Raw genomic sequence first — 13,167 nt, 5'->3', positions numbered from 1 at the left:
TTCAACGGATGATGGAGCGTGGGCTCGAGTCCGCGATTGTCGTGGTCATCGTGATTGTGGCGGCTTTCGCGATTCCCGGATAGCGGGTCGGTGGCGAGCGGGTGCTCGCGCCGGTAGCCTGCCGAGAGCACACCCCAGCGGCGCGCCCAGATGGCGGTGAGGATCGGTGTAAGCAGCGAGGTCACCACCACCGAGGTCGCGACCAGCGCGGTTGCCGCAGGCGCGATCGCGGCATAGCGCGGTTCGATGCCGGCGATGATCTGCGGCACGGCGACCGCTGCGCCTGCCGTCGACGCGGCGCCGATGCCCGCCGTGCCGTTGCCGCGCGCGAGAAAAATATCGGCCAGCACGAGCGTGGTGCCGGTCACGAGAATCACGCAAAGGTCGATCAGCACGCCGGGCCGGCCCGTGTCGAGGATGACGCGAAAATCGAGGTTGTTGCTCAGCGCAAACGCGAAGAACGGCACCATCACGGCAACGGCCTGGCCGAAGAACTGCCGCAGGTCGCTGTCCAGATTGCCGAGGACAAAGCCGATCAGGAACGCAGCAGGGCGCCGAGCAGCGTGGCATACGGAAAGCTCGCGAGCCCGGCGATGCCGAGCGTCACCATCGTCATGAAGGGCCCCGACTCGAGCGACATCAGGCAAAACGTGCCCGCTTCCTCCTGGGTGCCGTATTGCTACATCAGCGCCATATACAGACCGCCGTTGCTCTCATTCATCACGCAGATCACGGTGAGCACCGACATGCCGGTGAGAAAGCCCGAGGTGATGCCGCCGGGCGGCAGGAAATGCGAGGCGATCACGCCCGCGGCCGTCAACACCTTGGTGACGACCAGCACGCCGTTCTTGAGCAGCACGATCGGCGTGGCCTTCAGGCTGATGCTGGCGCCCATGCAGAAAAACCATACCGCGAGGATCGGCAGCGTGCCGGTAATCAGCGCGTTGGAGAACGAGCCGAGAAATTTGCCGGCGTGCGGCGCGAAGGTGTGAACGCATGCGCCGAGCAACAGGGGGACGAGCATCAGCCCGCCGGGAATACGGTCGATCGCCTTCTTTATCTTCATGCCGGATGCTCCTCCACGGACGGTCTGCCCGATCGGTTTATTGTCTTTGTGTCAGCGGGCCGGACTTCGGGCATTGCACGGGTGCAATGGTGCGGGCACGGTCGTCGCCTCGCTCGGAATTTAGCATCGAGGGGTAGCGCCGCCGGAAAAATACCGGCGCTTTGAAGTCATCGTTTACACCTAGGGAAGGCAGGCAAAAAATGGCATCGCGTGGCAGATTTTGCGCGCTGTCTGCGTGGTGGCTGCGAGGTGTCTTTGCGCAGCAGCGAGCGCTGGATCGCTGGCTCGGGTGTTTTTTCGCGTGCGGCGTAGTCCGGTGCGGCCGCTGTAACGGGAGGCGCGACAACGCTTCGCGCTCCACGCAGTGGGCGGTGAAGCCCGCGTAGCGGGGCAAGGCACGCCTCGTGCTGTTCATCACCCGCTTCCTTTGAGGCGACTCGCTGCCGGACGTAGTTTGGCGTTTCGCGCGAGCGCCACGCAAGGGGCCGAACAGGCCTGTTTCATGCATATGACTTGTCGCTGCACGAGGATGCACGGAACGTCATGGCAGCACAGCGACAGGCCAGGTCTTTTTGTTACAGAACGATTGCAACTCGTCGCGCGAAACCGAGTCGGACCTTGCGAACTGTGGACGGCGAATAGGCGCGGTTAACAGGGTCGCGACGACAGGCGCGATACAATGGCTCCCTTGTCGGGCCTAACCTGCTTTTTAGCAACAACGAAAAAATGAACGGAGTGTTGAGACTCGATCAGGCAACGATCGTACTCGTCGAAGATGACCTGCAAAGCCGGGAATCGTTGACGCTGTTGCTTGAGTCGGAGGGTGCGCATGTCGTCGCAGTGGCGGATGCGGAAGAAGGCGTCGAAGCGGCGCTGCGGGTGTCACCGGATGCGGTGGTGTGCGATCTCGAACTACCTTGCATGGACGGCTTTTACCTGATCCAGCGGATTCGCGATCACGAGATTCGTGGCGATCATGCGCCGGCGGTTGCGGTGGCGCTCACCGGCCACACGGACGACGCCTACCGTTTGCGAAGCATCGGCGAAGGCTTCCAGCATTTCATGACCAAACCGGCCAGGCCGGACGAACTGGTCAACCTGCTGCACGACGCAATCGACGCCCGCGCAGCCGGTTAATCGCCGGCTGTATGGCGCAGGGAAGCGCCGCTGAACACGGTGCCTTGCGTCAACGCTCTCGGGGCAATTCCACCTCGGGCGAGCGGGGCGTTATCTACGATTGGGTTCAGGCAGCGATCAGGCGTCGCTCGCGGCTGCCTTGGCTGCGCTGGCCTCAGCGGCCTGGCAAGCGGAACACAAGCCTTTCAGCTCGATCTCCTCGCTCGCGAGACGGTAGCCCGCATCCTCGATTTGCGCCACCAGCGCTTGCCGCAGCTTCGGCTGATGCAACTCGGTGACATTGCCGCATTGCTGGCACACCACCAGAATGCCATGCTGACATTGGGTCAGGTCATGGCACACCGTGAATGCGTTGATCGATTCGATGCGGTGCACGAGCCCGGCCGAAAGCAGAAAGTCGAGCGCCCGGTACACCGTGGGTGGTGCCGAGCCGGGGTGAATCTGCCGCATGTCGTCGAGCAGCGAATACGCTTTAGTGGCGCGGCCTGACGTGAGCAGGAGCTCCAGCACCTTGCGCCGGATCGGTGTGAGTTTCTCGCCGCGTTCGCGGCAATATTCCTCGGCCAGCACCAACGCGGCTTCTGGCGAAGCGGCCTGGAGGTGCCCATGGTCGTGCCCGTCCTCATGCTCGTGACCGTGTGCATGAGCGTGCGCACTGTCGTGAGCCGTGGTTGAGGCGAGGGCGGCTTTTTCGGCCACCGTGGAAGGCTTTGCGTTCTTCATAGGCAGATTATAAGGTCCATCGCGGTTCGGCGTGCCGGGGCTGCGGCGCGCCAGTCAGCGCCGCACCCAGTGGCGATATCCGCGCTGACGGGCGGCTTCTGCCTGCCATCCGCCGGACGATCGAGCCGCGCCGCCGCGCGACTCGATCACTCGAATTCCAGCGCGAAGCCACGCTGCACGCCGGGGCGGGCGAACAGCGTGTCGTACCAGCGTCGCACGTTGGGATAGGTGGCGAGGTCGACCTTATGACGTTCGTGCCGCCATGCCCAGCCGAGAATTGCAAAATCCGCCACCGACAATTCGCCCGCGACGAACTCCACTTCCGCCAGCCGCCGGTCGAGCACGCCGTACAGACGGCGAGTCTCCTCCGAGAAACGCTTCAGGCCGTAACGGCGGTCAGCCTCCGCTTCAATTGCGGCGAAGTGGTGCACCTGACCGGGCATCGGCCCGAAACCGCCCATCTGCCACATGAGCCATTCGAGCACCGGCACGCGTTCGCGCAGGCTCGCAGGCAGGAATTTGCCGGTTTTTTCGCCGAGATAAAGCAGGATCGCGCCCGATTCGAACACGCTGATCGGCCCGCCGCCCGGGCCATCCGTATCGACGATGGCGGGAATCTTGTTGTTCGGGCTGATGCGCAGGAAGTCGGGTTGGAACTGATCCCCTTTGCCGATGTTGATCGGCACCACCGCGTATGGCAGTGCCATTTCTTCCAGAGCGACGCTGACCTTGCGGCCGTTTGGCGTGCCCCAGGCGTAGAGCGTAATTGTCATATCAGATCCCATCAGGCCAGATGTTCAGAACAGGCGTTCAGGTCAGCGGAAAATCGACATACTTGCGAAAGCCCGTGCGGGTAGCGAGTCTCGAATACCAGCGCTCGAGATTCGGCAGCGAAGGCCGTTCGATGCCGTCCAGCCCGAACCAGCGTTTCGCATACGCGCCGATCACGATGTCAGCCAGCGTGCATTTTTCGCCTTCGAGGAAAAAGCGTCCTTGCAGATGCGTGTCGACCAGCTTCCACAACACGGTGACGGCGGCGAGGTCCGCAGTCAGCTTGACGGCGTCGCGTTCGGCAGCGGGCGTGCGCACGATGGCCCAGAACACCGGACGTTCGGCCGGTTGCAGCGTGGACAGCGACCAGTCCAGCCAGCGGTCGATGCTCGCGCGCTGCTGCGGCTCCGGCGGATAGAGCGGGCTCGACGAGCCGTATTGCATCACGAGGTAGCGCAGGATCGAATTCGACTCCCACAGCACGAAATCGCCGTCGACCAGCGTCGGAATGCGGGCGGTCGGATTCATCGCCAGATAGGCCGGCTCGGTGACGCGGCCAAACTGCATGCCCGCATCGATACGCTCGTACGGCAGCACGAGTTCGTCGCAACACCACAACACTTTCTGGACGTTGACCGAGTTGGCGCGTCCCCAGATTGTAAGCATCCGGTAGATCCTCTTTCCTGTTTGCTGGTTGGCAAGCCGCACGCGAATGCGGCGTTCAACCACTAACGATACACGAAGCCGTCTCGATTCACCCTGTCACTGACCGAACGGCCGATGCCGGCAAGCCACATGCGTTGCGTACAATGGGCGCACCTGAAAATGACGAGGCACCGCATGGCCCGCATTGTCCCCGACGACTGGAAGAACCTCGCCGCCACCGGCGCCGCGGCACGCGAACGCGAGACCCTTGCGCTCCTCGAAGGGGCCTTGCCCGACGCTTACACCGTGTATCACGGCGTGCACTGGACGCGGCTCAATCAGGGCTTTTCGGTGTTCGGCGAGGCCGATTTCGTGATCGTCAGTCCTTCGGGGCGCGTGATGATCGTCGAACAGAAAACCGGCTTTTTGCGCGAAACGCCCAAAGGGCTCGTCAAGGTCTATCTGCAGACCGAGCGCAATGTGGCGATCGCGCTGGCGCATACCATCGAAGGCATGCACCGGCGCTTCACCGCGGCCTTCGGCGCGGGGACCTATTTCATCGAGGAACTGCTGTACTGCCCGGATCACGTGGTGAAAGATGCGGCGATTGCCGGCGTGAATCCGGCGCGGATCGTCGACGCCACGCGCAAGGAGCGGCTCGCCGCAATCATCCGCGAGGCGTTGCCAGCCGACGAACCGCGCCTCGCCTGCGCTGCGAAGATTCACCATTTCCTCGCCGACGAACTTGCGCTGACGCCCGACGCGAGCGCGCTCGTCGGTCAGGCCGGCACGCTCGTCACGCGCCTCGCCGGGGGGCTCGCCACCTGGGCGCGGCGGCTCGAATTCACGCCGTTCCGTTTACGCGTCGCCGGCACCGCTGGTTCGGGCAAGACGCAACTGGCCGTGCAGGTCATGAAGGACGCCGTGGCGCGCGGCCAGCGGCCCCTGTACGTCTGTTTCAACCGGCCGCTTGCCGACCATATTGCACGGGTGGCGCCATCCGAAGCCAAGGTGGCGAACTATCACCAGTTGTGCGACTGGATTGCCCGCGACGGCGGCCGGGCGCCGGACTTTCAGGCCGCCGACATTTTCGACCAGCTCGAAACGATTTTTGCGGACACACCGATCGACGCACGCTGGCAATTCGACGTCCTGATCGTGGACGAAGGCCAGGACTTTCAGCAGGCCTGGATCGGTGCGCTCGAACGCCTGTTGCGGCCGGGCGCGGCGTGGTGGTGGCTGGAAGACCCGCTGCAGAATTTATATATGCGCGCGCCCGTCGATCTGCCTGGTTGGACGACGCTCAAGGAGACCACCAACTATCGCAGCCCGCGCGACATTCTCGATTTCGTGCGCGACGTCGTGGGCGGCGAGGTGCCGCTCGCCGCGGCGCTGTCGTCGGGCAGCCCGTTCGACGGCTCCGATCTGGCGCTCTCCACGTACGACGAGGCGTACGCGGCCGAGGCTTGCATCGACGCCACCAAGCGGGCGATCACCCAGGCGCTCTCGCTCGGATTTCGCAAACAGGACATTGCGGTGTTGTCGTTCCGCGGGCGCGAAGGATCGGTGCTGAGCGCGCTCGACCAACTCGGGCCGCACCGCCTGCGCAGCTTCACCGGCAAGTACGATCTGTTCGGCAATCCGGAGTACCGCGAGGGCGACGTGCTGCTGGAGTCGATCTACCGCTTCAAGGGGCAATCGGCGCCGTGCGTGATCCTGACCGAGGTCGATTTCGATCATTTCGATGAACGCAGCGCCCGCAAGCTGTTCGTCGGCGCCACGCGGGCGACCATGAAGCTGATCGTGGTGGCTTCGCAGCGTGCAGCGCGTCATCTGCGCATCGCGGACGGCAAGGCGTGAGCGGCGCTTGAGCGCGCGATGTCTGGGCGATGTCACGCTTTTTGATGTCACCGGTTTGACGATATGATGCGTGCGGTTTGGCTGTTCGGCCCCATGCGGACATGGATGGCAGAAGGTACGTCGGGATCGGGTTTGCGACGCCTCCTGATAGCTGCGGGTTATCGGGGAGAAATGGGGGAGTCGCGGGCAAGCAGGTCACGGCGAAACAAGAAAACAGATGAAAAGAAGGCTGGTTACATGGACTACACCAGGAAGGGCGCGCGCTGGATCGCGTGTCTTGCTGTCGCGCTCGGGGCGCTGGGAATGCTTGGGGCTGGGCGCGCGCAGGCTGCTTCGCTGTCGCTCGACGCAGGCGGCAGCGTTGCCATCACCAATGACGCGTCCCACACCGTCTATCACCTGACAGAAGCGCAGCTTCTTGCGCTGCCCACGCACTCCATCACGACCTCGACCACCTGGACGGGCCGCTCGACCTTCACAGGTCCGTCGCTCGCGGATATCCTGAAGCTGGTCGGCGCCAAAGGCAGCGAGATTGAAGTCCATACGCTCGACGATTACACCGAAACGATCCCCGTATCGGATTGCGACCGCTACGGGGTAATCGTCGCGTATAGCATGAACGGCAAGCGCCTGAAGGTCAGCGATTTCGGACCTCTGTTTCTCATCTATCCGCGCGACGCGTTCCCATCGGAACTCTCGGGTGCGGCCGCGGACTCGAAATTCGTATGGCAAATCAAGGGCTTGATCGTCAGGTAATGCCGCACCGGCTGCGCCGCTGGCTGCTGGCCGTGGTGTGGGTGACCGCGCTCGCCGCGCCGGTCGGGGCGATCGGTTATCTGATGTACGCCAACCTGCTCAACCCGCGCTCCACGCAGTTTCTGACAGGCACGTACGACGGCTTCTATTGGGACGCCGCGCAACTGCAGATCGCCTACGCTCGCCTTGAAAACCAGTTGCTGCTCTATCGCAGCGGTACGGACGTCGATTACCCGCGACTGCAGTTGCGCTACGATGTGCTGCAATCGAAGCTGCACGTGATGGCCGGCTCGACGCGCATGCTGGTTGGCCAGCTCTCGTTGCTGCAGCGTCAGGAGAGCGAACTCCGCACGCTCGAAGCGACCCTGGACGAACTCGCGCCCAAGCTCGACACCTTGCCGAAGGATCCTCATCAGGCCGACCTGATGGTTGCCGCATTGCGCGCCCATTGGCAGGAGGTCAACGATCTGGCCTTGACCCGGCGCTTCGCCGACGTCGCCGACCGCGAAGCGTTGAGCCGCGATTTCCTCGACAAGCGGCGCATGCTGTTTGCCACCGGGATCCTGCTGTTGCTGCTCTCCGCGGCGGCCACGTTGCTGCTGGTCGTCAACGGCCGGCGCCGCAGCCGCCTGATCCGCCAGCAACGCGCCGCGCTCGAGGCGGAGCATCAGGCCACTCGCGCCGCGCGCGAGGCGAGTCTGGCGAAGGACGCTTTCCTCGGCATGATCAGTCACGAACTGCGCACGCCTTTGCACGCGATCGTCTCGTCGATCGAACTGCTCGGTTTCAATTTCCAGTCCGAGGCGGACCGCAAGGTGATCCAGCGGCTCGAAAGCGCGGCCCGTCATCTGGAAGCGCAGATGCGCGATCTCACCGATTACGCGCGCCTCGGCGCCGGCAAGCTCGAATTGCGCTACGAGCAATTCGAGCCGCGTGAACTGCTGGCGTCGATCGTCGACGAACATACGCCGGCCGCGGTGGCGCGCGGGCTGACGCTCGAAAGCGAGGCGAGCGGATTGACGGGACCGGTCGATTCCGACCCGCACCGGATCCGCCAGATTGTCAGCAACCTCGTGACGAACGCAATTCGCTACACCGAAAAGGGTTCGGTACGGGTGCGGCTGGTGCAGCGGCTGGCGTTGCTGACCATCGAGGTGAGCGACACCGGACCGGGCGTGCCGCCCAGGCAACTGCCGCTCATGTTCAAGGAATTTACCCAGCTCGACGGTTCGCGCGCGCGGCGTTTCGAGGGCGCCGGTATGGGCCTCGCGATCGTCCAGGGACTGCTGAAACTGTTTGGCGGCAGCGTCGCGGTGGAAAGCAAAGTGGGCGAGGGGACGATTTTCAACGTGACGATCCCGGTGGGACCGGTCGAGCCCGTCAAGCCGCCTGGCGCGAAGGCGGCGAGCGCGCGGCAAGATGGCCGGTCGCAAGTGCTGATCGTCGACGACAACGGACTGATCCGCGAATCGCTGCTGGAAATGATCACGCACATGGGTTACGAGGCGAGCGCAGTCTCCAATGCCAAAGAGGCGCTGGCATGGCTCGATGCGCGGCGCTGCGACGTATTGTTACTGGACCTGCATATGCCGGATCAGGACGGCTACACGTTCTTCGCCGAATTCCGCGCGCGTAGCGGACCGTCGGCGGGCGCACCGGTGATCGCGATCAGCGCGTATGCACCGGACGCGCCGCCGCCCGGCACCGTGCCGTTTTTCGACTATCTGGTGAAGCCGGTGCATTACGAGCAGTTGCGCGAAGCATTGCAGCGCGCGCTGGCAGCACGCAATCTGAACTGATGCGTTTCAGGCGCGCTTCAGGCCCGATTCGATTCCGCTTCAGGCACGGTTCAGACGTTTGGACAGATCGGCGACGAGGATCGCCATGCGCGCCGGCTTCTCATAACACGCCACGTTGTAATTGCGAATGATCTCGCTGATCTCCGACTCGCTGGCCTTGCCGGTCAGCAACTCGCCGGTCAGTACGAACACCGGCGCCTCTGGATTTTCCGAGGCGCGCACGGCGCGAATCACCGACGCGGAAGTCTGATTGCCGAACAGCCAGTCGATGACGACACCGTCGAATACCTGCGTCTGCAGCTGGTCGACGAACGCACCAAGTCCGTAAATCGCTACCGCCGTGAAGCCGCTGCGTTCGAGATAGTCGCGCAGGTTGTCGGCCGAAGCCTGATCGTCGTCGACCACGGCGATCAGCGGTTTGTCGGCTTCCGAGCGGCGCGGATAGATTTCGATCTTGTGCACTTCGAATGCGCTTTGATACAAGGCGCCGTCGTGACGCGTGACGCGCCATTGCCCCAGCTTCGAATAGGCAACGAACTCGGGGCGGCTGCCCGGCTCGAGCGCCGCGCCCACCCAGGCGGTGCAGGCAAGCTCGATGCCGCCCACCGAGAAGGCCGCTTCCTGCGCAATGGCGCCGACCATGCCGGGATCGAGCGATTGCGCGCCGAACAGTTGCGCAGCCGGTTCGCCGAACACCTCGGCCACCTTCTTGATTTGCGACAGCGTCCACGGGCTGTTGCCACGCAACTTACGGTGACCCTGAGAAAAACTCAGATCGAGAATGCGACATAGCTCCGTGGTCTGCTGCCGCTTGCCGATGCCGTGACGGCTCATCAACTCGCGCACGCGTTCCGCGACTGCGATGGAGTCAGGTGAGGTTGCTTCGTTGGCCATGCTGCGTGGAGGTCCGTCGTTTTAAATGATAGCGGGTGAAGAACGCGAAAAGACCGGATGGCGCTGGTACGCATGGCCTTCGCTGCGAGCCGACCGGGCACGCATGGGAGAGCAAATGTACAGCAAAAACGTGGCGTTGTTGGGGATTTTGTGGCGACGCCGCAAAGTTGTCGTGGCGCTGCCTGATTGAGGCGTGCCGACCGACTGCACGCTCGAGTCGTACTCGATGTGCGTTATCTATTCTAGCGAGGAAAGCGGGTCCGACATGTAATGAAATGTGATCCATCGCGCGCTTTCCTGCGGCGCAGATTCGATGTTGCACGCGGCGTCGCAATTCGACGAGACAAGCCCGCGATCGATCTGGCAGAGTGGCGTCTGCCATGCCGTTCCCACTACCTCGATCGCATTCATGAAAGACAAGACTATCCGCCATGCCGGCGTGCCGTATTACTCCCAATGGGGCAGCCCCGAATGGGTGCAGCCGATCGTCGACGACGACGCCGATCCTTGCGACGACCCCGCATGGCAACGCAGCGGCTTCACCGAGCGCGAGCACTATCGATTCTGGGCGCAACGGCTGTGCGGCCTGACGTGCCTCGAATCCGCGCTGGACTTCTGGGGCATCGGACATGCGCCGCGCGCCGCGCTGCTCGACGAAGCGTTGCGCCATGAGGTGTACCGGATGCGCGCCGACGGCGGTGTCGATGGTCTGATTTATCGGCCATTCGCCACGTGGGCCGAGCGGGCCTTTGGTCTGCAGGTCGACGTGTTGCCGGAGGCCACGCTCGAGGAGATCGCTGCGCGTATCGACAGCGAGACGCTGGCGATCATTTCGGTGAGCCCAGAGATACGCCGCCCGGACGCGCCGAATGCGCAACGCGGCGGCCATTTGATTCTGCTGCATGGGCGCGACCCGGACGGCGTCTGGTTTCACAACCCTTCCGGCATCGCGCCGTATCAGAGCGACGTCTACCTGCCGTTCGCCACGGTCGCGCGTTTTTATGCCGGCCGGGGTTTGACCTTGACCCGACCGGCCGGCTAGTCGCCCGACCAGACGCCGCGCAATCCTTGAGCAGATTTCCGGGTCCGATTTCTGCTGAAGGGACAGATGGGCAGCGGGGGAAATCGCTGCCCGATTTGTCAACCCGGAGCCCATATGAACCGATCTCCCGCCCTGATTGCCGTCAGCCTGCTTGTGCTGCTGACGGTCAGCGAAGCATGCGCGGCGACCCAGGACGAACAGGAAAAGGCCTGCCGCGGCGATGCGATGCATTTTTGCAGTTCGGACATTCCCAACAGGGACAAGATCACGGCGTGTATGAAGGAGCACGTGAGCGAACTGAGTCCGCCGTGTCAGGCGATGTTCAAACAGGGTAGTCATTCTTCTGGCAATGCAGCGAGTGCGGGTAAGGAGCAGACGCAGTAACCGCAGTGCAGCTTTGCACGATGGCGTGATGCGTGTGCAGTGGGAAAGCGCGCTTGGGTGTTGCCGTGATTTCGTAGTTGCCCGTCGCGACCGCCGCCCGCCGTGCTCGAATGCATCGTCAGGCGTTACCTTGACCGCCGTCACTTCGGCGCGATATCGCGACGCACGCGCATGATGTGCTGCTCCACGTAGAACGCCGCGGCGTCCGCATCGCCGCCCACGATCGCCTCGTAGATCAAGCGGTGCTCGGAGACGTAAAGACGAATCCGGCCCGCATCGTAAATGCCGTCGTTCTTGAGCCGTTTCCAGAGCGGCTGGTCCATGGTGTTCGCGACTTCGTCCGCGATCTTCACCAGCAACGCGTCGCCGGTCATGACCGCCAGTTGCCGATGGAACAGGCGGTCGCTGTTGTTCCATAGAACGCGCTGCTGCGGGTCGGCCACGTCGACGATCGAATCCATCTGTGCCAGATAGCGCTCGGCCAGTTCGTCACGCTGGGCGTGCGCGGCCGCGCGCCGGGCAATGGCCGGTTCGAGGATCAGCCGCACGTCGAGCGTCGAGGTGGGGCTGAAATCCGGGTCGGCTAGCGAAGCCGCTTCGAGCGGCGCGACGGCGAGGCGCTGCAGCGCATCCGCGCACACATAAGTGCCTGAATTGCGCCGCGTGATCACCAGCGCCTCGTTTTGCAGGGCGCCGATGGCCTCGCGCACCGCCGGACGTCCCACGCCAAAACGCGCGGCCAGTTCACGCTCCGACGGCAGGCGCGAATCCGCCGCGAACTGCCCGTTGCGAATTTCGGCGCGGATACGCTCGGAGACCTGCTCGTAGATCTGCTTGGGGCGAAAGCTGCTTTCCATGGCGAGGGCGGAGTTGACCATAAGCACCTGTTTGTCTTTGTCTGACTGATCCCGATTCCAACCAGATTAACAGGACACTATTGAAACTGGTTGATGTAAAACCAAAGGTGGTCTACATTTTGATCCAGTATAGAACAGGATGGAGGCAACGGAATGGTCGGCAGGAAGGGTTGGGGCGTCGTCGCGCGGCATGCGCAACAAGGGTGTCGCGCATCATGAAACTGAACCGAGTCATCAGCACGGTGGAAGTGCACACAGGCGGCGAGCCGTTCCGGCTCGTCACGAGCGGGCTACCGAAGTTTCCCGGCAAGACCATTGTCGAGCGGCGCGCATGGCTCAAGGAGCATCACGATCCATTGCGCCGCGCGCTGATGTTCGAGCCGCGCGGCCATGCGGATATGTACGGCGGCTACCTGACCGAGCCGGTCAGCGAGGGTGCCGACTTCGGTATCATCTTCGTGCATAACGAAGGCTATAGCGATCATTGCGGCCATGGCGTGATCGCGCTGGCGACCGCCGCCGTGGCGCTCGGCTGGGTCGAACGCACCGAGCCGGAGACGCGGGTAGGGATCGACGCGCCGTGCGGTTTCATCGAAGCCTTCGTCAAATGGGACGGCGATCACGCGGGCAGCGTGCGCTTTGTCAACGTGCCTTCGTTCATCTGGCAGCGCGACGTCACCGTGACGACGCCGAGCTTTGGCGAGGTGACGGGCGATATCGCCTTCGGCGGCGCGTTTTATTTCTACACGTCGGGCAAGCCGTTCGATCTGAACGTGCGCGAGGCGGAGGTGGATCGTCTGATCCAGTTCGGCGCCGAAGTGAAGCGCGCGGCCAACGAAGCGTTCAAGGTGGTCCATCCGCACATTCCCGAAATCAACCACATTTACGGGACGATCATCGACAACGCGCCGCGTCACGCAGGCTCGACACAGGCCAATTGCTGCGTATTCGCGGACCGCGAGGTGGACCGCTCGCCAACCGGCTCGGGCACCGCGGGACGCGTCGCGCAACTGTATCTGCGCGGCGAACTGGGGCGCGACGAGACGCTCGTCAACGAATCGGTGATCGGCACGATTTTCCGCGGCCGGGTGCTGTCCGAAACGAAGCTCGAGCAGTTCGATGCGGTGATTCCGGAAATCGAGGGCGATGCGCATATCTGCGGGTTTGCCAACTGGATCGTCGACGAACGCGATCCGCTCACGTATGGCTTTCTCGTGCGCTAGACGGCGCACG

At 63.3% G+C, this 13,167-nt stretch carries 11 protein-coding genes and 2 pseudogenes; 7 read left to right on the top strand and 6 right to left on the bottom strand.

The genetic code is table 11. The features are described 5' to 3' along the window. Positions 1-137: 137 nt before the first annotated feature. Positions 138-1,066: pseudogene (locus P3T43_RS23825) on the bottom strand (2-keto-3-deoxygluconate permease); the annotation flags it as partial. A gap of 679 nt (positions 1,067-1,745) precedes the next feature. Here P3T43_RS23825 and P3T43_RS23820 point away from each other — a divergent pair. Beyond that, positions 1,746-2,203: pseudogene (locus P3T43_RS23820) on the top strand (response regulator). A gap of 117 nt (positions 2,204-2,320) precedes the next feature. On the opposite strand, the gene P3T43_RS23815 reads toward P3T43_RS23820, so the two are convergent. From P3T43_RS23815 to P3T43_RS23805, 3 genes are all read right to left on the bottom strand, one after another. Continuing rightward, complete coding sequence (locus P3T43_RS23815) at positions 2,321-2,926, bottom strand: Fur family transcriptional regulator (RefSeq protein WP_429283499.1); 606 nt, start codon at positions 2,924-2,926, stop codon at positions 2,321-2,323. Positions 2,927-3,072: 146 nt separating this feature from the next. Then, positions 3,073-3,699 (bottom strand): glutathione S-transferase family protein, encoded by a 627-nt coding sequence (locus P3T43_RS23810; protein WP_429283498.1) that lies wholly within the window; start codon positions 3,697-3,699, stop codon positions 3,073-3,075. Positions 3,700-3,736: 37 nt separating this feature from the next. Continuing rightward, on the bottom strand, positions 3,737-4,363 hold the full coding sequence (locus tag P3T43_RS23805) for a glutathione S-transferase family protein (protein ID WP_429283497.1): 627 nt from the start codon (positions 4,361-4,363) through the stop codon (positions 3,737-3,739). A gap of 174 nt (positions 4,364-4,537) precedes the next feature. On the opposite strand from P3T43_RS23805, the gene P3T43_RS23800 reads away from it, so the two are divergent. From P3T43_RS23800 to P3T43_RS23790, 3 genes are all read left to right on the top strand, one after another. Then, complete coding sequence (locus P3T43_RS23800; RefSeq protein WP_429283496.1) at positions 4,538-6,202, top strand: ATP-binding domain-containing protein; 1,665 nt, start codon at positions 4,538-4,540, stop codon at positions 6,200-6,202. Positions 6,203-6,439: 237 nt separating this feature from the next. Then, positions 6,440-6,958: a molybdopterin-dependent oxidoreductase gene (locus P3T43_RS23795; RefSeq protein ID WP_429283495.1), complete on the top strand. Its 519-nt coding sequence runs from the start codon at positions 6,440-6,442 to the stop codon at positions 6,956-6,958. After that, a complete protein-coding gene (locus P3T43_RS23790; RefSeq protein WP_429283494.1) occupies positions 6,928-8,757 on the top strand; it encodes an ATP-binding response regulator in 1,830 nt (609 codons plus the stop codon). Before P3T43_RS23795 ends, P3T43_RS23790 begins: the two co-directional genes overlap by 31 nt. Before the next feature lie 39 nt (positions 8,758-8,796). Here P3T43_RS23790 and P3T43_RS23785 read toward each other — a convergent pair whose 3' ends face one another. Continuing rightward, positions 8,797-9,651, bottom strand: a complete 855-nt coding sequence (locus P3T43_RS23785) for a helix-turn-helix domain-containing protein (protein ID WP_429283493.1) — start codon at positions 9,649-9,651, stop codon at positions 8,797-8,799. A gap of 409 nt (positions 9,652-10,060) precedes the next feature. On the opposite strand from P3T43_RS23785, the gene P3T43_RS23780 reads away from it, so the two are divergent. Both P3T43_RS23780 and P3T43_RS23775 read left to right on the top strand, forming a co-directional pair. Beyond that, positions 10,061-10,693 (top strand): C39 family peptidase, encoded by a 633-nt coding sequence (locus P3T43_RS23780; protein ID WP_429283492.1) that lies wholly within the window; start codon positions 10,061-10,063, stop codon positions 10,691-10,693. A 114-nt stretch (positions 10,694-10,807) separates the two neighbouring features. After that, positions 10,808-11,077: a hypothetical protein gene (locus tag P3T43_RS23775; protein WP_429283491.1), complete on the top strand. Its 270-nt coding sequence runs from the start codon at positions 10,808-10,810 to the stop codon at positions 11,075-11,077. Positions 11,078-11,217: 140 nt separating this feature from the next. Here the strand turns inward: P3T43_RS23775 and P3T43_RS23770 are convergent, their stop codons facing one another. Then, entirely contained in the window at positions 11,218-11,955 is a 738-nt protein-coding gene (locus P3T43_RS23770; protein ID WP_429283490.1) for a FadR/GntR family transcriptional regulator, read from the bottom strand. Between the two features lie 194 nt (positions 11,956-12,149). Here P3T43_RS23770 and lhpH point away from each other — a divergent pair, with 194 nt between their 5' ends. Further along, positions 12,150-13,157 carry a trans-3-hydroxy-L-proline dehydratase gene (lhpH, locus tag P3T43_RS23765; protein WP_429283489.1) on the top strand — a complete coding sequence of 336 codons (1,008 nt, stop codon included), beginning with the start codon at positions 12,150-12,152 and terminating at the stop codon, positions 13,155-13,157. Positions 13,158-13,167: the final 10 nt, after the last annotated feature.

This window comes from Paraburkholderia sp. GAS41 (genome assembly GCF_050436545.1).
Lineage (GTDB): Bacteria > Pseudomonadota > Gammaproteobacteria > Burkholderiales > Burkholderiaceae > Paraburkholderia.
Note: the sequence above shows the minus strand (reverse complement) of the source record. Positions and strands in the feature narration are given on the sequence as shown.

Excerpts from the sequence above, each read along its gene's own strand:
- P3T43_RS23780 (WP_429283492.1), top strand. The coding sequence starts at position 10,061 with ATGAAAGACAAGACTATCCGCCATGCCGGCGTGCCGTATTACTCCCAA.
- P3T43_RS23775 (WP_429283491.1), top strand. The coding sequence starts at position 10,808 with ATGAACCGATCTCCCGCCCTGATTGCCGTCAGCCTGCTTGTGCTGCTG.
- P3T43_RS23795 (WP_429283495.1), top strand. The coding sequence starts at position 6,440 with ATGGACTACACCAGGAAGGGCGCGCGCTGGATCGCGTGTCTTGCTGTC.
- P3T43_RS23815 (WP_429283499.1), bottom strand. The coding sequence starts at position 2,926 with ATGAAGAACGCAAAGCCTTCCACGGTGGCCGAAAAAGCCGCCCTCGCC.
- P3T43_RS23785 (WP_429283493.1), bottom strand. The coding sequence starts at position 9,651 with ATGGCCAACGAAGCAACCTCACCTGACTCCATCGCAGTCGCGGAACGC.
- P3T43_RS23790 (WP_429283494.1), top strand. The coding sequence starts at position 6,928 with ATGGCAAATCAAGGGCTTGATCGTCAGGTAATGCCGCACCGGCTGCGC.
- lhpH (WP_429283489.1), top strand. The coding sequence starts at position 12,150 with ATGAAACTGAACCGAGTCATCAGCACGGTGGAAGTGCACACAGGCGGC.
- P3T43_RS23770 (WP_429283490.1), bottom strand. The coding sequence starts at position 11,955 with ATGGTCAACTCCGCCCTCGCCATGGAAAGCAGCTTTCGCCCCAAGCAG.
- P3T43_RS23810 (WP_429283498.1), bottom strand. The coding sequence starts at position 3,699 with ATGACAATTACGCTCTACGCCTGGGGCACGCCAAACGGCCGCAAGGTC.
- P3T43_RS23805 (WP_429283497.1), bottom strand. The coding sequence starts at position 4,363 with ATGCTTACAATCTGGGGACGCGCCAACTCGGTCAACGTCCAGAAAGTG.
- P3T43_RS23800 (WP_429283496.1), top strand. The coding sequence starts at position 4,538 with ATGGCCCGCATTGTCCCCGACGACTGGAAGAACCTCGCCGCCACCGGC.